Source organism: Bradyrhizobium sp. WU425 (assembly GCF_021052305.1).
In the GTDB taxonomy this organism is placed as follows: Bacteria; Pseudomonadota; Alphaproteobacteria; order Rhizobiales; family Xanthobacteraceae; genus Bradyrhizobium; species Bradyrhizobium canariense_D.
In genome coordinates this window covers 7,483,081-7,508,339 of record NZ_CP088089.1, presented here as the reverse complement: position 1 = coordinate 7,508,339, position 25,259 = coordinate 7,483,081, and the positions used below count along the sequence as shown (strand labels likewise).

Annotated in this window: 18 protein-coding genes; 9 read left to right on the top strand and 9 right to left on the bottom strand. The window is 65.4% G+C overall.

Going from position 1 to position 25,259, the window contains the following annotated elements; all coding sequences use genetic code 11:
• Positions 1-161: 161 nt before the first annotated feature.
• Positions 162-3,242 carry a DNA polymerase I gene (polA, locus tag BcanWU425_RS35735; protein WP_204513189.1) on the bottom strand — a complete coding sequence of 1,027 codons (3,081 nt, stop codon included), beginning with the start codon at positions 3,240-3,242 and terminating at the stop codon, positions 162-164.
• 210 nt (positions 3,243-3,452) lie between these two features.
• Complete coding sequence (locus BcanWU425_RS35730; protein ID WP_204513190.1) at positions 3,453-4,520, bottom strand: acyltransferase family protein; 1,068 nt, start codon at positions 4,518-4,520, stop codon at positions 3,453-3,455.
• Between the two features lie 192 nt (positions 4,521-4,712).
• On the opposite strand from BcanWU425_RS35730, the gene BcanWU425_RS35725 reads away from it, so the two are divergent.
• The 3 genes from BcanWU425_RS35725 to BcanWU425_RS35715 all read left to right on the top strand — a co-directional run bounded on the left by BcanWU425_RS35725 (position 4,713) and on the right by BcanWU425_RS35715 (position 10,592).
• Positions 4,713-6,029, top strand: a complete 1,317-nt coding sequence (locus tag BcanWU425_RS35725) for a UDP-glucose dehydrogenase family protein (protein WP_018460041.1) — start codon at positions 4,713-4,715, stop codon at positions 6,027-6,029.
• A gap of 147 nt (positions 6,030-6,176) precedes the next feature.
• A complete protein-coding gene (gene hrpB, locus BcanWU425_RS35720; RefSeq protein ID WP_204513191.1) occupies positions 6,177-8,654 on the top strand; it encodes an ATP-dependent helicase HrpB in 2,478 nt (825 codons plus the stop codon).
• Positions 8,655-8,948: 294 nt separating this feature from the next.
• Entirely contained in the window at positions 8,949-10,592 is a 1,644-nt protein-coding gene (locus tag BcanWU425_RS35715; protein WP_204513192.1) for a lysine--tRNA ligase, read from the top strand.
• A 171-nt stretch (positions 10,593-10,763) separates the two neighbouring features.
• Here the strand turns inward: BcanWU425_RS35715 and BcanWU425_RS35710 are convergent, their stop codons facing one another.
• Complete coding sequence (locus BcanWU425_RS35710) at positions 10,764-11,417, bottom strand: S24 family peptidase (RefSeq protein ID WP_018460038.1); 654 nt, start codon at positions 11,415-11,417, stop codon at positions 10,764-10,766.
• Positions 11,418-11,621: 204 nt separating this feature from the next.
• Here BcanWU425_RS35710 and BcanWU425_RS35705 point away from each other — a divergent pair, with 204 nt between their 5' ends.
• Positions 11,622-11,966: a DUF952 domain-containing protein gene (locus BcanWU425_RS35705; RefSeq protein WP_018460037.1), complete on the top strand. Its 345-nt coding sequence runs from the start codon at positions 11,622-11,624 to the stop codon at positions 11,964-11,966.
• The gene (locus BcanWU425_RS35700) at positions 11,963-13,060 is read left to right on the top strand and encodes a quinone-dependent dihydroorotate dehydrogenase (protein WP_018460036.1); all 1,098 of its coding nucleotides are present in this window, start codon (positions 11,963-11,965) and stop codon (positions 13,058-13,060) included. Before BcanWU425_RS35705 ends, BcanWU425_RS35700 begins: the two co-directional genes overlap by 4 nt.
• Before the next feature lie 132 nt (positions 13,061-13,192).
• Here BcanWU425_RS35700 and BcanWU425_RS35695 read toward each other — a convergent pair whose 3' ends face one another.
• The 5 genes from BcanWU425_RS35695 to BcanWU425_RS35675 form a co-directional block, all read right to left on the bottom strand.
• Entirely contained in the window at positions 13,193-14,518 is a 1,326-nt protein-coding gene (locus tag BcanWU425_RS35695) for an MATE family efflux transporter (protein ID WP_204513193.1), read from the bottom strand.
• 1 nt (position 14,519) lies between these two features.
• The gene (locus tag BcanWU425_RS35690; protein ID WP_018460034.1) at positions 14,520-15,254 is read right to left on the bottom strand and encodes an MBL fold metallo-hydrolase; all 735 of its coding nucleotides are present in this window, start codon (positions 15,252-15,254) and stop codon (positions 14,520-14,522) included.
• 21 nt (positions 15,255-15,275) lie between these two features.
• On the bottom strand, positions 15,276-15,578 hold the full coding sequence (locus BcanWU425_RS35685) for a DUF6460 domain-containing protein (protein WP_018460033.1): 303 nt from the start codon (positions 15,576-15,578) through the stop codon (positions 15,276-15,278).
• Between the two features lie 119 nt (positions 15,579-15,697).
• On the bottom strand, positions 15,698-17,356 hold the full coding sequence (locus BcanWU425_RS35680; protein ID WP_204513194.1) for an ATP-dependent DNA ligase: 1,659 nt from the start codon (positions 17,354-17,356) through the stop codon (positions 15,698-15,700).
• Positions 17,353-18,390 carry a ligase-associated DNA damage response exonuclease gene (locus BcanWU425_RS35675; RefSeq protein ID WP_204514048.1) on the bottom strand — a complete coding sequence of 346 codons (1,038 nt, stop codon included), beginning with the start codon at positions 18,388-18,390 and terminating at the stop codon, positions 17,353-17,355. The genes BcanWU425_RS35680 and BcanWU425_RS35675 overlap by 4 nt, the downstream gene beginning before the upstream one ends.
• Positions 18,391-18,455: 65 nt before the next feature.
• On the opposite strand from BcanWU425_RS35675, the gene BcanWU425_RS35670 reads away from it, so the two are divergent.
• From BcanWU425_RS35670 to pdeM, 4 genes are all read left to right on the top strand, one after another.
• On the top strand, positions 18,456-19,382 hold the full coding sequence (locus tag BcanWU425_RS35670) for a methyltransferase domain-containing protein (protein WP_018460030.1): 927 nt from the start codon (positions 18,456-18,458) through the stop codon (positions 19,380-19,382).
• 114 nt (positions 19,383-19,496) lie between these two features.
• Positions 19,497-20,726, top strand: a complete 1,230-nt coding sequence (locus tag BcanWU425_RS35665) for an ABC transporter substrate-binding protein (protein WP_204513195.1) — start codon at positions 19,497-19,499, stop codon at positions 20,724-20,726.
• 272 nt (positions 20,727-20,998) lie between these two features.
• A complete protein-coding gene (locus BcanWU425_RS35660) occupies positions 20,999-23,575 on the top strand; it encodes a ligase-associated DNA damage response DEXH box helicase (RefSeq protein ID WP_204513196.1) in 2,577 nt (858 codons plus the stop codon).
• A 53-nt stretch (positions 23,576-23,628) separates the two neighbouring features.
• Positions 23,629-24,300 (top strand): ligase-associated DNA damage response endonuclease PdeM, encoded by a 672-nt coding sequence (gene pdeM / locus BcanWU425_RS35655; RefSeq protein ID WP_018460027.1) that lies wholly within the window; start codon positions 23,629-23,631, stop codon positions 24,298-24,300.
• Here the strand turns inward: pdeM and BcanWU425_RS35650 are convergent.
• Positions 24,297-25,160, bottom strand: a complete 864-nt coding sequence (locus tag BcanWU425_RS35650) for a LysR family transcriptional regulator (RefSeq protein ID WP_204513197.1) — start codon at positions 25,158-25,160, stop codon at positions 24,297-24,299. The genes pdeM and BcanWU425_RS35650 overlap by 4 nt on opposite strands.
• Between the last annotated feature and the right edge of the window lie 99 nt (positions 25,161-25,259).

Below are 25,259 nucleotides of genomic sequence, written 5' to 3'. Positions count from 1 at the left end.
CTCGATTTTAATATGCGAGGCCTCGCCGTGCCATCGCGCAATTGCACGGAGGACAATTCTGACCTGTGTCTCTCTCTCTATAGGTCGTCCCGGCCCCCGTGCGGGCGCACTTGGCCGGGACGACACTCAAAGTTTGGAAGGAGCGAAGTGAAGACGTAGCGTCAATGTGCCTCGTCCCAATTGTTCGCTGCGCGTGCATCGACATGCAGCGGCACCGAGAGCAGCACGGCCGGGAACGGCGCGTCCTGCATCACGTGCTGCACGACGGGGAGCGTCGCCTCGACCTCCGCGTCCGGCACCTCGAAGATCAGTTCGTCGTGCACCTGCAGCAGCATCTGCGCCGACAATTTCTTCTGGACCAAGGCATCCTCCATCCGCGTCATCGCGCGGCGGATGATGTCGGCGGCGGTGCCCTGGAGCCGAGCGTTGATCGCGGCGCGCTCGTTGAAGGCCCGCACCGAGGCGTTCGAAGCCTTGATGTCGGGATAGTACATCTTCCGTCCGAACAGCGTGGTGACGTAGCCGTGGCTCCGGCAGAAGTCGCGCGTCTCGTCCATGTAGGCGCGGATGCCGGGGAAGCGTTCGAAGTATTTCTTGATGTAGGCGGAGGCCTCTTCGCGCGCGATGCCGAGCTGGTTGGCGAGGCCGAACGCCGAAATGCCGTAGATGATGCCGAAATTGATCGCCTTGGCGCGGCGCCTGATTTCGCTCGGCATGCCCTTGATCGGCACGCCGAACATTTCCGATGCCGTCATGGCGTGAATGTCCAGACCGTCGCGGAACGCCTGCTGCAGCACGGGAATGTCGGCGATCTCAGCGAGCAGCCGCAGCTCGATCTGCGAATAGTCGGCGGAGACGAGCTTGTGCCCTGGCGTTGCGATGAAGGCGCGCCGGATCTTGCGTCCGTCCTCGGTGCGCACCGGAATGTTCTGCAAATTCGGCTCGTTCGACGACAGCCGGCCCGTCGTGGTCGCGGCCAGCGCGTAGGTCGTATGGACGCGGTGGGTCTGGGGATTCACGTAGGTCGGCAACGCGTCCGTGTAGGTCGATTTGAGCTTCGAGACCTGGCGCCACTCCAGAATCTTCTTCGGGAGGTCGTGGCCCTGCTCGGCGAGCTCGTCGAGCACCTGAGCGGTGGTCGACCACGCGCCGGTCTTGGTCTTGGTGCCGCCCGACAGTCCCATCTTGCCGAACAGGATGTCGCCGATCTGCTTCGGGCTGCCGACATTGACCGGCTCGCCCGCGATCTGCTGGATCTCGGCTTCGACACGGGCCGCAGTCTGGGCGAAGTCGCCGGAGAGACGCGACAGCACCTGACGATCGATCGAGATGCCGCGCCGCTCCATGCGTGCGAGCACCGCGACCAGCGGGCGTTCCAGCGTCTCGTAGACCGTGGTCATGTGCTCGGCGATGAGGCGCGGCTTCAGCACGCGCCAGACGCGCAAGGTCACGTCGGCGCCTTCCGCCGACAGCGACGCGGCCTTGTCGATCGGCACCTGGTCGAACGTGATCTTGCCCTTGCCGCTGCCGAGCAGCTCGTTGTCTTTGAGCATCGCGTGACCGAACCAGCGCTCGGACAGTTGCTCCAGCGCGTGCGAGCCGCGGCCGGCATCGAGCACGTAGGAGATCAGCTGCGCATCATCGGTGTTGCGCAGTGTGATGCCGTGCTGCGCCAGCATCACCGCGGTGAATTTGACGTCGAAGCCGATCTTGAGAATGCCTGGTGATTCCAGCACCGGCCGCAACGCTTCGATCGCATCAGTGTGCTTGACCTGGTCGGGCGCGAGGCCCGCGTCGAACAGGCCGGCGCCGCCGCCGGACTGCTTGTGCGCCAGCGGCACGTAGCAGGCCTCGTTCGGCGCCAGCGCCAGCGCGATACCGCAGAGGTCGGCCTGCATCGGATCGATCGAGTTTCCCCGGATCTCGACCGCGACATGGCCGGCATCGTGAATGCGCGCGATGAACGCGTTCAATTCCGCGAGCGTCTTGATGGCCTGGTACTTGCTGCGGTCGACCGGAAGCTTGCGCAAAGCCTCTTCCCGCGCGGCGGCGAGCGAAATCGGCGCGCCCTTCGGACTCGCGGCCTTGTCCTCCTTGCTCGCCGAAGGGTTGCGCTGGCCCACCGGAACTTGCGCCGGCGCGCCGGGTCCCGGGGCCGGCACGACGTCCGAAGGCGGCAGCGGCGAGAAGACGCTGGCGCCGCTGGAATAGCCGGGATCTGCATCGACGTTGGCCGGGTCAATCTGCGAGAATTCGGCGACGCGGCGCGTCAGCGTGGAAAACTCCATCGCCTTCAGGAACGCGATCAGCTTGCGCGCATCGGGCTCGTGGACGGCGAGATCGTCCAACGGGACGTCGAGGTCGACCTTGTCGTCGAGCAATACGAGCTGCCGCGAGATGCGCGCCTTCTCGGCGTTCTCGATCAGCGCCTCGCGCCGCTTCGGCTGCTTGATTTCGGTGGCGCGGAACAGCAATTGCTCGAGATCGCCATATTCGACGATCAGCTGCGCCGCGGTCTTGATGCCGATGCCGGGCACGCCAGGAACGTTGTCGGTGGAATCGCCGGCCAGCGCCTGCACTTCCACCACCTTCTCCGGCGGCACGCCAAACTTCTCGATCACCTCGGGGATGCCAATGCGGCGGTCCTTCATGGTGTCGTACATGGTGACGCAGTCGGTGACGAGCTGCATCAGGTCCTTGTCGGAGGACACGATTGTCGCGCTTGCGCCGCGCTCGCAGGCTTGCCGTACATAGGTCGCAATCAAATCGTCGGCCTCGAAGCCCACCTGTTCCAGGCAAGGCAGGTCGAAGGCGCGCACCGCCTCGCGGATCAGCGAAAATTGCGGGATCAGATCGTCCGGGGCCGGCTGCCGGTGTGCCTTGTACTCAGGATAGATCTTGTTGCGGAAGGTGATTTCCGACTTGTCGAAAATGATCGCCAGATGGGTCGGCCGGTTGTCCTCGGGCATCTCGCGCAACAGCTTCCACAGCATGTTGCAGAAGCCGAGCACGGCATTGACCTGCAAGCCGTCGGACTTGCGGTTCATCGGCGGCAGCGCATGGTAGGCGCGGAAGATGTAGCCGGAACCGTCGACCAGGAAGACATGGTCGCCCTTGCCGGCCGCCTTCGCGGCAACGGGCTTGGCAGCAGCTGTCGCAGCAGCGGGCTTGGTTTCGGCGGCCTTGGGCGCGGCAGCCTTGGTGTCAGCTTGGGCGGTGGTCTTTGGGGAGCTCTTGGGCATGGCCGCAATGTATGAATTTTTGCGGGATTTGACAGCCTTGGGAGGTGGATTTTTGGCTTGCGGATGCCGCTATCCCCACTGTCATTTCCCGCATCCCCCGCTGTCATTCCCCGCGACGGCGGGGAATCCAGTACGCTGCGGCTTCTCCGTATACGACTGCTGCCCTCTGGAATACTGGATCCCCGCCTTCGCGGGGATGACAGCAGAGTATCACTCCGCCGCCTGCAACACCGCGCTTGTCTTCTTCGGCGCGATCCAGAACGCATCGGGCCGCTCGAACAGGAAGTTGCCGCCAAGGCGCAGTGCGATCTGCCAGATTGCGAGCGAGCCGATCACGCCGGCGATGGTCACGATCAGCGACACCGCACCGATGTCGGGAATGATGCCCGTGCGCAAGAGCAGCGTCCGTGTCGCCGCCATCGGCAGGAAGAAGGCGAGATAGATCACGATCGAATGCTCGCCGCAGAAGCGGAAGACATTCAGCCATTGCACGCGCGCGAGCAGCGTGCCCATCGTGATGATGGCGCAGGCGCCGGCGAAGCCGAGCACGAGCGATACGATTTTCCATTCGCTGGCGCCGAGCGCAACGAGGCCGGCATTGACCAGCACCCATGTCGCGAGCGCTGTCAGCGCCCATGCGGGATGATTGCGCGCGCGGTCCGACAGCGCGAACACGTAGGGCGCGAACAGATAGCCCGAATAGAAATAGATGAAGCGCGCGCAGAACTCGTCGATCGCGGTCCAGCCGGTCGAAATGCGCGCCGTCTCCAGCGCGGCCGCGACGAGCCATATCGCGGGCTGCGGCATGCGCCGTGTCAGTTTTGTGACGACGAAGAAGATCGGCAGGAGGTAGATGAACCATAGCGTGCCGAACGGCTCGACGAAGGATTCCAGATACAGCAGGCCGGCGTCGCGCCAGCTCGTTTCTGCTGCGAATGCGGGGGCCTTGAAGCCGAACTGGATTGTCACCCAGACGACATAGAAATAGGCGAAATGCACCACTTTGCGGTCGAGATAGCTTCGCCAGTCCCGGTCGATCACCAGTGACAGGAACAGACCCGAAATCAGGAAGAAATCAGGCATCCGGAATGGCTTCGCGAAGGCCACCAAAACATGCATGAAACCGGTCTCGCCGGCGGCAAGCTCGACCCCCAGCACCGAATGCATCATCACGACCATGACGATGCAGATGCCCTTGGCGTAATCGACCCAATCGACGCGCGCAGCAGCCGGGGCCTTGAGTCCCCCGCTCGCGGCGATTGTGCCTGATGGTGCCATGGTGTCTCTTTTCGAGGCGTGTTCCGCCAGATCTGTGTGAACGCGGAGCAGTTTGCCGCCTTGCGGCTTACGATTTCTTTACTGGTACAATTGCTGTGCCGTTTTTTGCACGCGGGCTGTTCCCTCACCCCGGGAAAATGCTAAACCGCCGTGGAATTGGGGTTTTGTTAACCAAGCCAAACAGGGTTTTTCATGCGAATCGCGATGATCGGCACGGGCTATGTGGGACTGGTGTCCGGAGCCTGCTTTGCGGATTTCGGCCACGACGTCATCTGCGTCGACAAAGACGAGAAGAAGATCGCGGCGCTTCATCGCGGCGAGATCCCGATCTACGAGCCTGGGCTCGACGAGCTGGTGGCGACCAACGTCAAGGCCAAGCGGCTGGAGTTCACCACCGATTTGTCCAAGCCGGTTGCGGATGCCGATGCTGTCTTCATCGCGGTCGGCACGCCGTCGCGCCGCGGCGACGGCCATGCTGATCTGTCCTACGTCTATGCCGCTGCGAAAGAGATCGCGCAGTCGCTGTCCGGCTTCACCGTCGTCGTGACCAAGTCGACCGTTCCGGTCGGCACCGGCGACGAGGTCGAGCGCATCATCGGCGAGACCAATCCCAAAGCCGACGTCGTCGTCGCCTCGAATCCCGAATTCCTGCGCGAGGGCGCGGCGATCCGCGACTTCAAATTCCCCGACCGCATCGTCGTCGGCACCTCCGACGAGCGCGGCCGCAAGGTGATGAGCGATATCTATCGTCCGCTGTCGCTGAACCAGGCGCCGCTGATGTTCACGGAACGCCGCACCGCCGAGATGATCAAATACGCCGCCAACGCCTTCCTCGCGACCAAGATCACCTTCATCAACGAGATCGCGGACCTCTCCGAAAAGGTCGGCGCCAACGTGCAGGAGGTCGCGCGCGGCATTGGCCTGGACAACCGCATCGGCACCAAGTTCCTGCACGCCGGTCCGGGCTTCGGCGGCTCCTGCTTCCCAAAGGACACCAAGGCGCTGATCAAGATCGCGCAGGACTACGACGTGAGCTTGCGCATCGTCGAATCCGTGCTCGCGGTCAACGAGAACCGCAAGCGGGCGATGGCGCGAAAAGTGAGCCAGGCGCTCGGCGGTTCGCTGCGCGGCAAGACCATCGCCGTGCTCGGGCTCACCTTCAAGCCCGACACCGACGACATGCGCGACGCGCCGTCGATCCCGCTGGTGACCGGCCTGATCGACATGGGCGCGAAGGTGAAGGCCTTCGATCCCGTCGGCATGGAGCAGGCGAAGACTGAGCTGCCCAGCATCACTTATTGCGAAGACGCCTATTCCTGCGCGGAAGGCGCCGATGCGATCGTGATCGTCACCGAATGGGTGCAGTTCCGTGCGCTCGACCTCGACCGGCTGAAGGCAACCATGGCGCAGCCCGTCATTGTCGACTTGCGCAACATCTACCGCCCCGAGGAGATGGCTGCGGCCGGCTTCGTCTATGAGAGTGTTGGACGGCCGCCGGTGCAGGGCTAGCGATCCGACCTCGCAACGATTCCGTCATGGCCGGGCTTGTCCCGGCCATCCACGTCTGTTTTCTAGTGTGACGACGTGGATGCCCGGCGACTTCCGTGCGAAGACGCGCTTCGCGCTTTTTGCTCGGGCGTGACGAATGGACAGGCCTTGCCCCTCAGTTTCGACACGCCCCTCCCGATCGATGCCGTGCTCGACGACCTCTCGCGCACGCTGGAGGCGCATCATGCCGCCGTGCTGGTGGCCCCTCCTGGCGCCGGCAAGACCACGCGCGTGCCACTGGCGCTGCTCGATGCCCCCTGGGCCAAAGGCAAGAAGATCATCGTGCTGGAGCCGCGGCGCATCGCGGCGCGCGCCAGCGCCGACCGCATGGCCAAATCACTCGGCGAACGCGCCGGCGAGACTGTCGGCTATCGCGTCCGCTTCGGCTCGAAGATCTCGCGCGCGACCCGGATCGAGGTGGTGACGGAGGGCATCTTCACCCGCCAGATTCTCGACGATCCCGAACTGTCGGGCATCGCCGCCGTGCTGTTCGACGAATTCCACGAGCGCTCGCTCGATGCCGACATGGGCCTGGCGCTGGCGCGCGACGCGCAGCTGGGCTTGCGCGAGGATTTGCGCATCCTCGTGATGTCGGCAACGCTCGATGGCGCCCGCGTGGCAAAATTGCTGGGCGAAGCGCCCGTCGTCGAAAGCGAGGGCCGCGCCTTTCCGGTCGAGACGCGCTATCTCGGCCGCAAGGCTGACGCGCCGATCGAGCGGCAGATGGCGGATGCGATCGCCTCGGCGCTGCGGGCCGATGCCGGCTCGGTGCTGGCGTTCCTGCCGGGCGCCGCCGAAATCCGCCGCACCCAGAATTTCCTCGCCGAACGCATACACGATTCCAGCATTGAAATCGTGCCGCTGTTTGGCGCGCTCGACGCCGCCGTGCAGGATCGTGCCATCTCGCCGGCGCCCAAGGGCACGCGCAAGGTGGTGCTGGCGACCTCGATCGCGGAGACCTCGCTCACCATCGAGGGCGTGCGCATCGTGGTCGATTCCGGTCTCGCCCGCGTGCCGCGCTACGAGCCCGACATCGGCTTGACCCGGCTCGAGACCGTGCGCGTCTCCCGCGCGGCGGCGGACCAGCGCCGCGGCCGCGCCGGCCGCACCGAGCCCGGTGTCTGCTACCGGCTCTGGGACGAACCTCAGACAGCCTCGCTAGCGCCCTACACCCAGCCCGAGATCCTCAGCGCCGATCTGTCCTCGCTGGTGCTCGATCTCGCGCAATGGGGCGTCGCCGATCCTGCCGCGCTGTCGTTTCTCGACCCGCCGCCGCAGCCGGCCTGGAAGGAAGCAAAAAGCCTGCTCTCCGAGCTCAACGCGCTCGATGGCGATGGCCGCATCACCGCGGAGGGCAAGAGCCTGCGCGCGCTGGCGCTGCCGCCGCGGCTCGCGCGCATGATCGTGGATTCGCACCGTGCCGGCGAAGGCGAGGCCGCCGCCGAGATCGCGGCCATCATCACCGAGCGCGGGCTCGGCGGCGACAGCGTCGATCTCGAGCACCGGCGCGATCAGTTCCGCCGCGACCGTTCCCCGCGTGCCGCAAGCGCGCGCGACCTCGCCCGGCGCTGGGCTTCGCAGGTGGCGGCGTCAGAGAAGGCGGCGACCGCAGAAGGTGACCTCTCGACCGGCCTGATGCTCGCCTACGCCTTCCCGGATCGCGTCGCGCGCAACCGCGGCAATGGCAGCTTCGTGCTCGCCAACGGCCGGGGTGCTGCGGTGGATCAGACCTCGTCGCTCGCGCGCACGCCTTATATCGCGGTCGGCGAGATGACCGGCACGGCGGCGAGCGGGCGCATTCTGCTCGCGGCGCAAATCTCGCAGGACGAGATCGAGCGGCATTTCGCCGAGCATATCGAATCCGTCGAGGAGATCTCGTTCGATCGCGGCGCGATGGCGCTGCGGGCGCGGCGCAAGCGCGCGCTGCACGCGATCACGCTCTCCGAGGCGACGCTCGCCGTGTCGCCCTCGGGGGACACTGCGCGCATCTTCGCCGACGGGTTGATCGCCGCCGGACTCGACCGGCTGCCCTGGTCGAAGGTAGCCAAACAATGGCGCGATCGCGTGATGTTTTTGCGCAGGGCCGAAGGCGACAGCTGGCCCGATCTCTCGGACGACGGATTGATCGCGCGGCGCGACGATTGGCTGGTGCCGGCGCTCTACGACAAGATCGCGCTGAAGGATATTTCCGCCGGCGATCTCTCCGACGCGTTGATGGCTTTGTTGCCGTGGGAGATGCGCGCGCGGCTCGACCGCGAGGCGCCGACGCATTTCGAGGCCCCGACCGGCAGCGTGCTCGCGATCGACTATGAAGCCGAGCAGGGGCCGACCATCGCGGTGCGGCTGCAGGAATTGTTCGGCCTCAACACCCATCCCTCGATCGCCGCCGGCAAGGTGCCGCTGGTGCTGGAACTGCTGTCGCCGGCGCAGCGCCCGGTGCAGGTGACGCGCGATCTCCCCGGTTTCTGGCGCGGCAGCTACAGTGCCGTGCGGTCCGATTTGCGCGGCCGCTACCCGCGCCATCCCTGGCCGGAAGATCCGGCGAATGCGCTGCCGACCCGGCGGGTCAAGCCGCGCGGGACGTGAGGCGCAAGAAGACCCTCATGGTGGGGAGCGCGGCCCGCCCTTCACGGGCATCCTTCGAGACCCGCTCCTATGGAGCGCTCGTTAATCCAAGCACGGCACCGACCTCTAGCTGCCGCCGGAGTGGGGCTGTTTATCGCGGTAAATGGCGGCTCTGAGTTCGTCAATGAGTTATCATTTATGCGCTGCGGAGGCGCTCCGAACGAGCAAAAGCGTCACAAGCTCTCAGGATGAGGGTCTCACAAAATTGCATTCTGCCCGGAAATCGCTATTTTCCGCGGCCCGGAGGCCCCTTAGATGTCTGTTATCGATCTTGCCGCGAATCCGAGCGATCTGCGTGCGCTCGCCGAACAATCCAACGCCTGGCCGTTCGAGCAGGCGAAGGCCATTGTCGCGCGGCTGAAGAAAAGCCCGAAGGACGAGGTGCTGTTCGAGACCGGCTACGGGCCATCAGGCCTGCCGCATATCGGCACCTTCGGCGAGGTCGCGCGCACCTCGATGGTGCGGCACGCTTTTCATGTGCTGACCGAGAACAAGATCAAGACCCGCCTGCTCGCGTTCTCCGACGACATGGACGGGTTTCGGAAAGTGCCCGACAACGTCCCCAACAAGGAGATGCTGGCCGCGCATCTCGGCAAGCCGCTGACGCGGGTGCCGGATCCGTTCTCCAACGAATACCCGTCGTTCGGGCACCACAACAATGCGCGGCTGCGCGCCTTCCTCGATCATTTCGGCTTCGACTACGAATTCGCGAGCTCGACCGACTATTACACGTCCGGCCGTTTCGACGCGACGCTGCTCAAAATGCTCGCGGCCTACGACAAGGTGATGGCGATCATCCTGCCGACGCTCGGTCCCGACCGCCGCGCGACCTATTCGCCGTTCCTCCCCATCAGCAAGACCACGGGTGTCGTGCTGCAGGTGCCGATGATCCGCCGCGACGTTGCGGCCGGCACGGTGACCTACCTCGATCCCGATACCAACCAGGAAGTCGAGACGCCGGTCACCGGCGGCAACGTCAAGTGCCAATGGAAGGCCGATTGGGCGATGCGCTGGGTCGCGCTCGGCGTCGATTACGAGATGGCCGGCAAGGACCTGATCGACTCGGTCAAACTCTCCGGCGCGATCGCCAGGGCGCTCGGCGCCACGCCGCCGGAGGGCTTCAACTACGAGCTCTTCCTCGATGACAAGGGCCAGAAGATCTCGAAGTCGAAGGGCAATGGGCTGACCATCGACGAATGGCTGCGCTACGCCTCGCCGGAATCGCTGTCGCTGTTCATGTATCGCGAGCCGAAGGCGGCCAAGCGGCTGTATTTCGACGTCATCCCGCGCAATGTCGACGACTACCAGCAGTTCATCGACGGCTTTGGGAAGCAGGACGCCAGGCAGCAGCTCGGCAATCCGGTCTGGCATGTCCACAATGGCCATCCGCCGAAGTTCGACATGCCCGTCACGTTCCAGCTCCTGCTGACGCTGGTGTCGTCGTCGAATGCGGAGAATGCCGAGACACTGTGGGGTTTCATTGGTCGCTACCGACCCGGTGTGAGCCCGCAGACGCATCCCAAGCTCGACGCGATGGTCGGCTATGCCATCAACTATTATCGCGACTTCGTCGCGCCGACGAAGACGTTCCGCGAACCGACCGAGACCGAGCGCGCGGCGCTGCAGGATTTGCGGGATGCATTATCGCAGCTTCCGCAGGACGCCTCGGCCGAGGACATCCAGAACGTCGTCTACGAGATCGGCCGCCGCGAGCCGTTCCTCGACCAGGTCAAGAAGGGCAAGGACGGCCGTCCGGGCGTGACGCTCGACTGGTTCAACATGCTCTACCAGGTGCTGCTCGGCCAGGAAAAGGGCCCGCGCTTCGGCTCCTTTGTCGCGGTGTATGGCGTGCAGAACGCGGTCAACATGATCGACGGCGCGCTGGCGCGGAGTGCGTGAGAGCTACGGAACTGAGTTGTAGGCGCGACCTATCTCCCCGATTCGTCCTGGCGAAAGCCAGGACCCATAGCCACCGCCGGATGTGGTTACGGAGACTCGGAGTGGCCAATTGGTGCCACAACTTCTCCCGGGGTAATGGGTCCTGGCTTTCGCCAGGACGACACCGAGGCCTCACTGGCTTGCCCACACGATCCGCGCGATCCACACCACCTCGCTCGCCGCCATCCTGCGTTCGGCCTGCGTCGCATCGAGCGGCTGCAAATCCAGAGCCTTTGCGGTGCGGCGCTTCAGCGTCGCCACCGTCAGCTCGCCCGCGTTGGTCTTCACCACCACGCGATCGCCTTTGTGGATCGGCGCGCCGGGCGCGACCAGGATGATGTCGCCGTCGCGATAGGCGGGCGCAAGCGCTTCGCCGGACATCTGCAGCGCGAAGCTATGGTTGCCCTCGAAGGCGGGAAGGGCAAATTCGGTCCAGCCCTTGCCGACGGGAAAGCCGGACTCGTCGAAGGCGCCGCTCGCGCCCGCCAGCGCGAAGCCGAGCAGCGGCACCGAACGGCCGCCGCCTGCCTCGTCGCCGACCAGCCTGGCAAAAATGTCGATCGACGAATCTGCCGCCGCCAGCGCTTTCGCGATCGATTCGGTCGAGGGCCAGCGCTCGCGGCCGTCGGAGGTAACGCGCTTGGACTTGTTGAAGGTGGTGGGATCGAGCCCGGCGCGCTTGGCGAGGCCGGACGGCGACAGGCCGGCACGCGCCGCCAGCCGATCCAGCGCGCCCCAGATCTGGTCGTGGGTGAGCATCCTCTGCGCTTTGGCCTGCCTGACCATGGAAGGTCCAGCCCGTCGCAACTCAGGAAAACTATCCTCAAATCAATCGGTTTTCCGTTTTCGGTGCAAGAGGCGGCGTCTAAGTCTTGAGTTCGGCAGGGGTGGCCTTTACGGTCCCGCCCGGGATTTAACGACCCACGAGAGACGAAAATCCCCAGGAGACTCAAAGAGCTGTCTCCCCGGGCAAACAGGGCTGCGTAAGCGGTGGTCAAGATCTACAAAATCTGTCCGGCCTCGGCCTGGCGCGAGGCGGAACGGCAGGGCGTTTATCGCGGCAGCGCGGACGATTCGCGCGACGGATTCATCCATTTCTCGACCGCCGCCCAGGTTCCCGAGACCCTGCAGAAGCATTATGTCGGGCAGCGCGCGCTGTTCCTGGTCGAGGTCGACGGCGATGCGCTCGGCAGCGCGTTGCGCTGGGAGCGCTCGCGCAATGAGGAGCTGTTTCCGCATCTCTATGGCGAGCTCGATCTCGGCGCGGTGATGGCTGTGATGAACCTCAACACGCGCTCCGACGGCGGCCACGATGTTCCGGAGCTTGCCCCGTGATCCGCGCTTTCGACGCTCTCTCGCTGCCGGTGCTGCGTTGGCTCGATCCGGAGGATGCGCATCGCCTCGCGATCCAGGGCCTGCGCTTCCTGCCGCCGGGCAAGCCGCACGCTGACGATCCCAAGCTTGCGGTGCGTGCGTTCGGGCTCAACTTCCCCAATCCGATCGGCATGGCCGCGGGCTTCGACAAGAGCGCCGAAGTGCCGGATGCGCTGCTGCGGCTCGGCTTCGGCTTCGTCGAGATCGGCTCGGTGACGCCGAAGCCGCAAAGCGGCAATCCGCGACCGCGGCTGTTTCGTCTGGAGCGCGACGAGGCCGTGATCAACCGCATGGGCTTCAACAATGACGGTGCGGAGACAGCCCTGCGCCGGCTTGCGGCGCGCGCGCAGCACGGCGGCATCGTCGGCGTCAATGTCGGCGCCAACAAGGATTCGCCCGATCGGGTCAATGATTACGTCAAGCTGATCGAGACCTTTGCGCCGGTCGCGAGCTATTTCACCGTCAACGTCTCCTCGCCGAACACGCCGGGCCTGCGCAATCTGCAGGAAGGCGCGCTGCTCGACGATCTCCTCGCCAGGGTGATCGACGCGCGCCAGCGGGTGCGCGAGAGCGCCGGCGACACGCCGGTGCTGCTCAAGATCGCGCCGGATTTGAGCCTCGCCCAGCTCGACGACGTCGTGCAGGTCGCGCGCTCGCGCCGGGTCGATGGCATGATCGTATCGAACACCACGATCGCGCGGCCGAGTACGCTGCGCGAGGAGATGCGCGCCAAGGAGCAGGGCGGCCTGTCCGGCCGGCCGCTGTTCCGGCTGTCGACGCGGATGGTCGCGGAGACCTATGTGCGCGTCGAGGGCGCATTCCCCCTGATCGGTGTCGGCGGGGTGGACTCGGGCGGCGCCGCGCTGACGAAGATCCGCGCCGGCGCGAGCCTGATCCAGCTCTATTCGTCGCTGGTCTACAAGGGCCTCGGCATCGTCGACGAGATCAAGCGCGACCTCGCCTCGACCCTATTGCGGACGGGGCGGGATTCTCTCTCCGAGATCGTCGGCTCCGACGCCGCCACGCTGACGGCGGAAGACTGGCCGGGGATGTAGGCGGTCTCGTGCCCCGAGCGCAGCGCAGCACGTTAGTGATGCGCTGCTGAACCGGGGCCCACGCTCGCGGCATTCTGGGTCCCGGCTCCGCGCAGCAGCGTTTCACCCTGCAGCGTGTCCGGGACACGAGAGCTACGACCTCGAAAACGTCTTCCTGTACAGCGCCGGATAGCGCGCGGCCTGCAAGCCGCCGCGCGAGACGTAGGAGGCGATCAGCGCGCTCCACAGCCCGGCATTGCCGAACGATTGCAGCGCCCACCATGTGGCGAGGAAGATCGCGAGCGAGGCCAGCATCAGATTGCGCATCTCACGCGCCCAGGTCGCGCCGATATAGATGCCGTCGAAGCCGAAGGCGAACACGCCGGGAATCGGCGCGAGCACGACGAACGGCAGGAATTCCCGCGCGCCGCGACGGACGCTTTCGCTCGCCGTCATGAAATCGATTAAGTTCGGCCCGAATACCGCGAATAGCGCGGACACGACCAGCGCGAAGCCGAGCCCCCATAGCAGCACCAGCCGGGTCGAATCAGCAAATCCCCTGGCGTCGCGTGCGCCGAGCGTACGGCCGCAAAGCTGCTGGGCTGCGTTCGCTAGACCATCGAGAAAGAAGGCGCTGACCAGCAGAAAATTGTTGAGCACGGAATTCGCGGCCAGCGTGACGTCGCCGGCCCGCGCGCCCTTGGCGGTGAAGAACAAGAACACGGCGATCAGCGCCGCGGTACGGATCAGGATGTCGGAATTCACGGCCAGCAGCCGCATCAGCTTGGCCCGGTCGAACAGCTCTGCGTACGGCACCGCGAACCCACCGTCCGCATAGCGGCGGCAGACGATCATGCCGAGGCCGAATCCGGCCGCTTCAGACAGCAGCGCTGCGATCGCAGCACCTGCGATGCCGGTGTCGTAGACCAGCACCAGCAGGATCGTCGCCGCCGCGTTGACGAGATTGATGATGATTTGGAGCGCGAGCGCCGGGTTGGCGCGAGCCTGGCCGACCAGCCAGCCCAGGATAACATAATTGACGAGCGCCAGCGGCGCCGACCAGATCCGGATCACGAAGTAGGTTTTCGCCGCGCGCGTGACGCCTTCGCTGCCGCCCATCAGGTCGAACAGCACGGTGGCCAGCGGCAGTTGCAGCGCGATCAGTGCTACGCCGATCAAGCCGGCGACGATGAAGCCGCGCACCAGGATCGCGGTCAGCTCGCGCGTCTCGCCGGCGCCGAGCGCCTGCGCCGTGAAGGCGAGCGTGCTCATGCGCAGGAAACCGAACAGCCAGAACAGGCAATCGAAGATGACGGACGCGATGGCGACGCCGCCGAGCAGCGCGGCGTCGTCCAGCCGTCCGATCGCGGTGGTCGAGACCACGCCGATCAGTGGCGTGGTGAGGTTGGCGACCATCGCCGGGCCTGCGATGGCGAAGACCTGACGGGAACCGATCTTCAAGTGAACGGGTGCGTGCATGTCAGAACACGAGCACCATGCCGTCTTCGGCGGCGAGATGAGCGATGTCGTCGAGGCGCGACAGCACGTCTTCGCTCATATGGGTGAGCACGAGGCGTTTTGCGCCGATTTCGGGAAGGTGCTGTTCCAAGGTCGTCAGGCTGAGGTGATTCTTGACCACCTTCTCGTACATATAGGCTTCGGCGATGAAAAGGTCGGCGCCATGCGCCAGCGGAATGAGCGTCTCCGTCCATTCGGTATCGGCGCTGTAGGCCAGCGTGCGACCCTCGGCTTCGACGCGATAAGCGAGGAACGGTCCACCGGATTCGCCGTGCACGACTGGATAGGGCGTCACCGTCACCGCGCCGAAGCTTTGGCTCTGCTCGGGCGCGAGCTCGACGACGGACAGCTCGAAGCGCTGTTTCGTCTTCGAGGAGTGCTCGAACAGAGCCTCCATCACCTCACGCAGCCGCGTCTCGATGCCTTTGGGGCCGGCGATCGTGAGCGGCCGCGTCCGCCGCGAGAATTGTGCGTCGAGCAGGACAAACGGCAGCCCGGCAAAATGGTCGCCGTGGAAATGCGTGATCAGGATGAGATCGATCTCATTGCGGTCGATCTCCAGCCGCTTCAGTGCCGGCAAAGCCGACGCGCCGCAATCGATCAGGAAGTTGGCTTCGCGCCCCGAGACGTGGAAGCAGGTATTGAGCCTGCCGCCGGATCCGAAGGCGTCGCCGCAGCCGACAAAGCGCAATTGCATCGGCCGCCAGCTCCAAATCCTTTACCTGCGTGGCGCGCCGAAAACGCGCATCAGCAGCCAGATCGGAATCACGATGACAGCGCCGAGCAGGAAGTAGCGCCACAGCCAGTTCACGGTATCGAAGCCGAGATCCCACAAACGCTGGAACAGAAGACGAATGCTTAAGATGATATTCCAGGGGTCGAAGCCGATCGCCGCCAGCACGACGCCGACGAGGATCGAGAGCAGCACCAGGCGAAACGCGACCGCCAGCGGCGAGCCGCCGAGAAAGCGGTGCAGGCCGTCACTGCGGCCGGCCGGCAAATCTCTGACGTCGTGGGCCATCTCAAACTCCTCAGGGGATTCGACCTATCATAGGGCAAGGCGGGGACATGGGGAACCTGTGAGGGGGCGTCAATCGGCTTACGGGATTTTAATTCGGGCAAGCACACGCCCGGGGCTTCTTAAGCCTCAACCTCGGCCGCCTCCGCTTTCAGCATCTTTTCCAGCGTTTCCAGCCGGTCGGCCTCCCGCGGCGGCTTGTCCCAGCGCAGCCGGCTGATGCGGGGAAAGCGCATCGCGACGCCGGATTTGTGCCGTGGTGAGCGCTGCAGCCCCTCGAAGGCGACCTCCAGCACCAGCCCCTTGTCTGGCTCGTGCACGACGTGGCGGACGGGGCCGAATTTTTCGGTGGTATTGCGACGCACGAAGCGGTCGATCTGGAGCAGCTCCTCGTCCGTGAAGCCGAAATAGGCTTTTCCGACCGGCACCAGTTCGTCACTGCCCGGCCCTGCGGTCCAAACGCCGAAGGTGTAGTCGGAATAGTAGGACGAGCGCTTGCCGTGGCCGCGCTGCGCATACATCAGCACGGCGTCGATGATGTGCGGATCGCGCTTCCATTTCCACCATTGTCCCTTCGGCCGCCCCGGCAGATAGGGTGCGTCGCGCCGCTTCAGCATCACGCCTTCGACGGCGTCCGCGTCCTCGCCCGCACCAGCGCTGGCGGGATCGGCGCGTGCTGCGGTCAGCGCCTCCCAGCTTGCGAAGGCGACGGTGGGCGACAGATCGATGCGGGGATCGTCGAGCTTGCCGATGAAGGTCTCCAGCCGTTCGCGCCGCTCCGCGAAAGGCAGCTCGCGCAAATCGTTCTCGTCGTCGCCGAGCAGATCGTAGGCGCGCAGATGAATCGGAAATTCCTTGATCAGCTTCGGAGACACGACCTTGCGGTTGAGCCGCTGCTGCAGAACATTGAAACTTTGCACGCGCCCTTCGCGCAGGATCAGAAGCTCGCCGTCGATGGCGCCGGGCAGCCGCAGCGACGGCACGAGGTCCGGAAAGCTCCCGGTGATGTCCTCGCCGGTGCGCGAATAGAGCCGAGCGGTGATGTGGCCGTGCTCGTCGCGGCCGGCCACCGCCTGCACGCGGATGCCGTCCCATTTCCATTCGGCGATGTAGTCGGCGGGATTGAGTGCAGCGAAATCGGTGTCCTCGATCGCATGCGCCAGCATGACAGGACGGAACGGCGCGGGATCGCGATTGACTGGCTTGTCGCCGCGGCCTTCCAGCCAGGCGAACAGGTCGAGATAAGGCGGCGCGAGACCGGGCCAGATCAGCTCGACCTCATGCGGGTCCTTGTCGCCGAGCGCGGCGGCCGCGGTCTTGGCCAGGCGCGCGGAGATGCCGATGCGCAACGCGCCGGTGACGAGCTTCAACAGCGCCCAGCGGCCGGTCTCATCCAATTCGTCGAGCCAGCGCTCGAGCTGCTTCGGCAGCTCGGTCTTGCCGAGGGTGCGCAGGGTGGTGACGACCTCGGTGAGGGTTGGGGGAGGTGGGTTGTTGTGGACACCCACGGCCTTCGGCCACATCAGCGCGATTGTCTCGGAGAGATCGCCTACATAGTCCCAGGATAGGCCGAACAAGACCGGGTCAGTTCGCTGGGCGATAAGATCGCGCAGCAGAGAAGGTTTTGCGTGCTTGAAACTCAGCGCACCGGTCAGCGCGGCCAGCGCGTAGCCGCGATCGGGATCGGCGACCTCGCGAAAATAACTCGTGATCAGCCGCAGCTTGTTGTTGCGGCCGGGTTCGTAGGCGAGGCGGTCGAGAAGTTCGGCGAAGCGGTTCATGCTTCGGCCTCGTCAGCGAGCGGCGTCTCGGTCTCCTCCTCGTCGCCATAGCCGACGAGATCGAGCGGCCGCGACCGCAAACCCTTGCTTTGGCACCAATGCACCAGCGCGTCTTCCTGGCCATGGGTAACCCAGATCTCGCCGGCACCGGTCGCGGCGATCGTGGCGGTGAGGCCGTCCCAATCGGCGTGATCCGAGATCACCAGCGGCAGCTCGATGCCGCGTTGCCGCGCGCGGGCGCGCACCCGCATCCAGCCAGAGGCGAATGCCGTGACGGGATCGGGAAACCGGCGGGTCCAGAGATCGGATGTTGCAGAGGGCGGCGCCAGCGTGATGGTGCCGGCGAGCGCCGCCTTCTTGACGCCCTTCGCCGGCCGCAACTCGCCGAGCTCGATTCCGCGGCTCTGATAGTAATGCGTGATCTTCTCCATCGCGCCATGCAGATAGATCGGCGCGTCGTAACCCGCTTGGCGCAGCAGAGCGATCACGCGCTGCGCCTTGCCAAGCGAATAGGCGCCGACGAGATGCGCGCGCTCCGGAAATAGCGCCACCGACGCCAGCAGCTTCTTGACCTCGTCGGCCGCATCGCCATGGCGAAACACCGGCAGGCCGAATGTCGCCTCGGTGATGAAGACGTCGCAGGGCACGAGCTCGAACGGCGTGCAGGTCGGGTCGGGTGCATCCTTGTAGTCGCCGGAGGCGACGATGCAGGTGTCCTTGCAGGTCACCGCGACCTGCGCCGAACCGAGCACATGGCCGGCCGGATGAAACTTCACGCTGACGTCGCCGAGCCGGATCTCCTCGCCATAGCGGATCGCTTGTGTCGAGCCGGCAAAATTCTCGCCATAGCGCAGCCGCATCATGTCCAGCGTTTCCTGCGTCGCCAGCACCGCGCCGTGGCCGGCGCGGGCATGGTCGGAATGGCCGTGGGTGATCACGGCCCGCTCGACCGGCCGGACGGGGTCGATATGGAAGCCGCCCGGCTTACAGCATAGGCCGGCGGCAACTGGCAGCAGGATGTCTTGCGGACGCATGCCTGTTATATAGGTCGCGACCCCGCATCTTCGAGTCATCACCGCTTCGTTCCCTGGTTCCCACAATGCCCCTGCGCTTGTTCCTGACCTCCGGCGATCTCATGGCCGACCGCCGCTTCGAGTTCGCGCGCGACCTCCAGCTCAAGGGCGATCTGGCGGCCGCCGCCGACCTGCTGGAGCAGACCATCGAGATTGCGCCGAATTTCACCTCGGCTTGGTTCACGCTCGGCGAAATCCGCGCGCAACTCGGCGAGCGCGACAAGGCCATTGCGGCCTTTCGCAAATCGCGCGAGTCCGACCCGAGCGATCAGCATGGCGCTCATCTGCATCTGATACGCCTCGGCGATGCGCAATTGTCCGAGATGCCCAAGGCCTATGTGCAGGCCTTGTTCGATCAATACGCCCCGCGCTTCGAGCACGTGCTGATCAACGATCTCGGCTATCGCGCGCCGTCGCTGATCTTCAAGGCGGTGGTGGCTGCCCGCGTCGCCGCGAAGAAGCCCGCCCTGTTCAAGCGCGCCATCGATCTCGGCTGCGGTACGGGGCTCGCGGCCGCCGCCTTCGCCAAACAGGTCGACCAGTTCATCGGCATCGATCTGTCGCCCGGCATGGTCAAGGAGGCGCGAGCCACCGGCCTCTATGCCGAGCTCGAAGTCGCCGACATGATCGAAGGCCTGCGCAGCAGGAGCGAGGCGAGCGCAAACCTCGTCGTCGCTGCCGATGCGTTCGTCTATCTCCCCGATCTCGCACCGGTGCTCGGCGAAGCCAGGCGCGTGCTCGCGCCCGGCGGCGTGCTTGCGTTCACGCTGGAGACCCATGACGGCAGCGGCATCGTTCTCGGCGAAGGCCTGCGCTATGCCCATTCGGCGGAATATGTGCGCGATGCGATGGCGAAGGCCGGCCTCAAGCTCCTCACATTGGAGCAGGCCTCGCCACGCACCGAGAACAACGAACCGGTGGGCGGCCTCGTCGTGGTCGCCGAGAAAACTTGAGTTTAGGCGCTATAAGCGGCGCTTTAAGCGTCATTGCGTCGCAAAGCCGCGACTTCCCACTTGCGAGCCGTGCGGCGATGCCAGCACAATGCGCGCACCAGGGAGAAACAAACAATGACCAGGAATCCATCGCGGCGCGATTTCAGCGCCGCCGCGCTCGCGACCATCGCGGCCTCCACCTTGCCCGCGCCCTCAGTCTGGGCCGCGGAGAAGAAATACGATTCCGGCGCCAGCGACACCGAGATCAAGATCGGGCAGACCGTGCCGCATTCCGGCCCCGGCTCGCTCTACGGCGTGCTCGGTCGCGTCGGCGAGGCCTATTTCCAGATGCTGAACGAAAAGGGCGGCATCAACGGACGCAAGGTCAAATTCCTCACCATGGATGATGCCTACAGCGCGCCGAAATGCGTCGAGGCGACGCGGCGCCTGGTCGAGCAGGAGGAGGTGCTCGCGCTCTACGGCTCGCTCGGCACCGCGCCGCAGACCGCCGTGCACAAATACCTCAACTCGAAGGGCGTGCCGCAGCTGCTGCTCAACACCGGCGCGTCGAAGTGGAATAACCCGAAAGAGTTCAAATGGACGATGGCGGGCTTGCCGCTCTATCCGACCGAGGCGCGGATCCTGGCGCGGCACGTCGCCAGCGTGAAGCCGAACGCGAAGGTCGGCATCCTGTACCAGAACGACGATTTCGGCCGCGACTTCCTCGGCCCCTTCAAGAAGGTTCTGGAAGACGCCGGCGGCACCGCCAAGGTGATCATGGAGCAGACCTACGATCTGACCGATCCGACGGTCGATTCCCAGCTCATCAACCTCTCGAAGTCGGGTGCGGACGTCTTCTACAACATCTCCACCGGCAAGGCCTCGTCGCAGTCTATCCGGAAAGTAGCCGAGCTCGGCTGGAAGCCGCTGCAGCTGCTGTCGGCCGGCTCGACCGGCCGCTCCATCCTCAATGCCGCGGGCCTCGAAAACGCCGCCGGCATCGTCGCCATCCGCTACAACAAGGAAGTCGGCCTGCCCAAATGGGAGAAGGACCCCGACGTCATGGCGTTCGAGGAGCTGCGCAAGAAGTACACGCCGGCGATCGATCAAGACAACACCATCGCCTTCGCCGGCTACGGCCAGGCCGTCACCATGGGCGAGATCCTGCGCCGCTGCGGCGACGAGCTCACCCGCGCCAACGTGCTGAAGCAGGCTTCCAACCTCAAAGGCTTCCACTCGCCTTATTTCCTCGACGGCGTCACTTACGACTACACGCCTGACGATTACACGCCGATGAAGACGCTCTTCATCTCCACCTTCACCGGCAAGGACTGGGACATCTCCGACAAGCCGATGTCGGAGTAGGGGCGCTTTCTTCTCCCCTTGTGGGAGAAGGTGGCGTAGGCGGCCTCCGGCCGCCGTTCTTAAGAACGCCGAAGCGTAGCTTCGGCTATAGCGCCGGATGAGGGGGCTTTCTCCGCGTACTCGAACGATGCTCTTTTGCGGAGAGATACCCCTCACCCCTCTCGCCGCTTCGCGGCGATCCACCCTCTCCCACAAGGGGAGAGGGAACGGCAGTATCGCCCTCGTCGTTCACCCCCTCGACGAACCCGTCCCCACGGCTTACCTGTGATGCCGTGCCGCCCCGCATCCGCAAAATCCCGGCCGAACCTGCCGCGCTGTTGCCCGACCGCTTCAAGGCGTGGTTCGCGGCCCGCGGCTGGTCGCCGCGCGCGCATCAATTGGCGCTGCTGGAAAAGGCGCGCGAGGACCGATCCGCATTGCTGATCGCGCCCACCGGCGCCGGCAAGACGCTGGCGGGATTTCTGCCGACGCTGGTGGAGCTGAGCTCCGCGCCCAAAGCTTCGGCGAAATCGGTGATCTCCACCGGCCGCAGTCTGCAACGCACCGGCGGCCTGCACACGCTCTACATCTCGCCGCTCAAGGCGCTCGCGGTCGATATCGCGCGCAACCTCGAGCGTCCCGTCGCCGAGATGGCGCTGCCGATCAAAATCGAGACCCGCACCGGCGACACGCCAACGTCGCGGCGGCAGCGGCAGCGGCGCTATCCGCCGGACATTTTGCTGACGACGCCGGAGCAGCTTGCGCTGCTGCTGTCCTCCGACGACGCGCCGTTCCTGTTCTCGTCGCTGAAGCGCATCGTGCTCGACGAGCTGCACGCGCTGGTGACGTCCAAGCGCGGCGATCTGCTGTCGCTTGGACTCGCGCGGCTGTGGCGGTTGGCGCCGCAGATGCGGGCGATTGGCCTGTCGGCGACCGCGGCCGAGCCTGAATCGCTGGCGCGCTTCCTGGTGCCGCAGCCCGGCGGCAAGGAAGCGGCGGCCGACATCGTCCTTGCCGGCGGCGCCGCACCGCCGCTGGTCGAGATGATGGACACGCGCGAACGCCTGCCCTGGGCCGGCCACAGTGCGCGCCACGCACTTCCCGAGATCTACGAGCTGATCAAGGCGAACAAGACCACGCTGGTTTTCGTCAACACCCGCAGCCAGGCCGAGATGCTGTTCCAGAATCTCTGGAGCATGAACGACGACAATCTTGCCATCGCGCTGCATCACGGCTCGCTCGACGTCGCCCAGCGCCGCAAGGTCGAAGACGCGATGTCGGCGGGCAAACTGCGCGGCGTGGTCTGTACCTCCTCGCTCGATCTCGGCGTCGACTGGGGCGACGTCGATCTCGTCGTCAATATCGGCGCGCCCAAGGGCTCCTCGCGCCTGATGCAGCGCATCGGCCGCGCCAACCACCGGCTCGACGAAGCCTCGCGCGCGGTGCTGGTGCCCGCGAACCGATTCGAGGTGCTGGAGTGCCGCGTCGCGATCGACGCCATCGCGGAGAATGCGCAGGACACGCCGCCGCTGCGCTTGGGTGCGCTCGATGTGCTGGCCCAGCACGTGCTCGGCTGCGCCTGCGGCGAGCCGTTTTTCTCCGACGAGCTTTACGGTGAGGTGCGCACCGCCGCGCCCTACGCCGATCTCACGCGGCAGGACTTCGACGACGTGGTCGATTTCGTCGCCTCCGGCGGCTACGCGCTGAAGACCTATGAGCGTTTCGCGCGTATCAAGCAGGACAAGGAGGGACGCTGGCGCGTCGCCAATCCCAGGGTGCGGCAGAGCTACCGGATGAATGTCGGCACCATCGTCGAGGACGACATGCTCAAGGTGCGGCTGGTGCGCTCGCGCGGCGGAGGTCAAGGAAAAGCAGGCGGGTCGACCGGCGTGATCGCGCGCGGCGGCAGGCTGCTCGGCGAGATCGAGGAAGCCTTCATCGAGGGTCTCAGCCCGGGCGACACCTTCGTGTTCTCAGGCGAGGTGGTGCGCTACGAAACCCTGGTCGAAGACCAGGTCTATGTCTCGCGCGCCAACGACAAGGACCCGAAAGTGCCGTCCTATATGGGCGGCAAGTTTCCGCTCTCGACCTATCTTGCCGAACGGGTTCGCCGCCTGCTCGATGACGGGCGCGCGTGGGGCGCCTTGCCGGAGCAGGTGCGCGACTGGCTGTCGCTGCAAAAGGACGTCTCGCGCGTGCCGGCGGTGCGCGAGCTGCTGGTCGAGAGTTTTCCCCGCGCCAACAAGCATTACATCGTCTGCTATCCCTTCGAAGGCCGTCTCGCGCATCAGACGCTCGGCATGCTCTTGACGCGCCGGCTGGAGCGCGCCCGCGCCCGGCCGCTCGGTTTCGTCGCCAACGAATATGCGATCGCGGTCTGGGCGCTCGGCGACATGTCCTCCATGATCCGGGACGGCAGGATCGACCTCGACGCGCTGTTCGATCCCGACATGCTCGGCGACGACCTCGAAGCGTGGCTTGCCGAATCCGCGCTGATGAAGCGCACGTTCCGCAATTGCGCGATCATCTCCGGCCTGATTGCGCGGCGGCACACCGGTGAGGAGAAGAGCCGCCGTCAGGTGCTGTTCTCGACCGATCTCGTTTACGACGTCCTGCGCAAGCACCAGGCCGATCACGTGCTGTTGCGCGCCGCCCGCGCCGATGCCGCCACTGGCCTGCTCGATCTGCGCCGCCTCAGCGACATGCTCACCCGCATCCGGGGCCGCATCACGCATCGGGAACTCGACCACGTCTCCCCGCTCGCCGTCCCCGTGATGCTGGAAATCGGCCGCGAGTCAGTCTATGGCGAAGCTGGAGACGAGCTCCTGGCGGAGGCCGCCGACGAGCTCGTCAAAGAAGCGATGGGATAACAGCAGGTTTTGACGTGGGGGCAGGCGCGCTGGTTTCAGGGGATATCGAGGACATGCGCGTTTCGAATGTCAGCATCAGCAGCGTGACCTTCGCGGCCGATCTCTCCGGCGCGCTATTCTGGGAAGAGCAGCGCCTGCTCGTCGTCTCCGACCTGCATCTGGAAAAAGGTTCCAGCTTCGCCATGCGCGGCGTGCTGTTGCCGCCTTACGACACCATCGCGACGCTCAGTCGTCTCGCTGCTGTCATCTCCCGCCATGATCCCCGAATCGTCATCGCGCTCGGCGACAGTTTTCACGATCGCACGGCGCATGGACGGCTGTCGGCGGAGGATCGCGACGCGGTCGCCGCCTTGCAGGCTGGCCGCGACTGGATCTGGATCTCAGGCAATCACGATCCGGCGCTGCCGCGTGATCTCGGCGGCACCGTCGCCGACGAAGTTGCGATCGGTCCGATCACCTTCCGCCACGAGCCGACGGGCGCGAGCGGCGAGATCGCCGGCCATCTGCATCCCAAGGCGCGTGTCTCCGCGCGCGGCCGCTCGATGGAGCGCCGCTGTTTCGCCTGTGACGGCGAGCGTGCCGTGATGCCCGCCTTCGGCGCCTACGCCGGCGGCCTCAGCATCCGCGATGTGGCGTTTGCAAAGATCTTTCCAATGAACGGCTTTGTCGCGCACCTGCTCGGCGACCGCCGCGTCCACGCGATCGCCGCGTCACGGTGCAGCTAAGCCGCTTTCGCCTGCACGTCGTCGCAGAACTCCGCCAGCCGATCTGCCAGCCGCAACGTCGCGGGACTTGCGCCCGGCGCGGCCATCAGCGCCACTTCGGTTCGGTTGATCGGCGCAAAGCCGTCCTTCGCGCTCAGCACGCGGTGGTCGGACTGGATCGCCATCTCCGACAGGATGCTCAAGCCCATGCCGGCCGCGACCGCGGCCTGGATGCCGGCGAGGCTCGATGACGTATAGGACATGTGCCAAATGCGGCCCGCGCTTTCCAGCGCATGGATGGCGCCGGCGCGGTAGAGGCAGCCGAGCGGAAAGCCGATCAGCGGCACGGAGGCGACATCGGCGTGGATCGGATGGCTCTTGCTGGTCACCCAATGCACCTGCTCCGGCCACACCGCAATCGCGCCTTTCTCACCGGCCGAGCGCTTGAACAGCGCGAGATCGAGCTCGCCGCGATCGAGGTCGCGGGCGAGATTCTTGCTCTGGTCGGCGCGCACATCGAGCCGCAGGCCCGGATGCGAGCGCGAGAACGCGCCGAGCAGTTTCGCCAGCCGATACGCCGCAAAGTCCTCGGGGATGCCGAGCCGGATTGCGCCTTCGCCGTCGGGCTGGCGCAGCACGTCGCGCGCCTCTTCCGCAAGCGACAACAACCGCCGCGCATAGGACAGCAGCCGCTCGCCGGCTTCGGTGGGGCGCACGTCCTTGCCGTCGCGATGCAGCAGGACCTGGCCGACATCCTCCTCCAGCCGCTTGATCTGCTGGCTGACGGTCGATTGGGTGCGATGGACGCGCTCGCCGGCGCGGGTGAAGCCGCCGGCATCGACCACCGAGACGAAGCTGCGCAGGAGCTCCAGATCGAGCATGGGCGCCTCCATTCGAAAATCCACTGGCAGTAAGTTAATCATTTAATTTCCAAATGGCAAGTCGGCTCCCTAGATCGAGGGCTCAGGAGAATGTCCCTC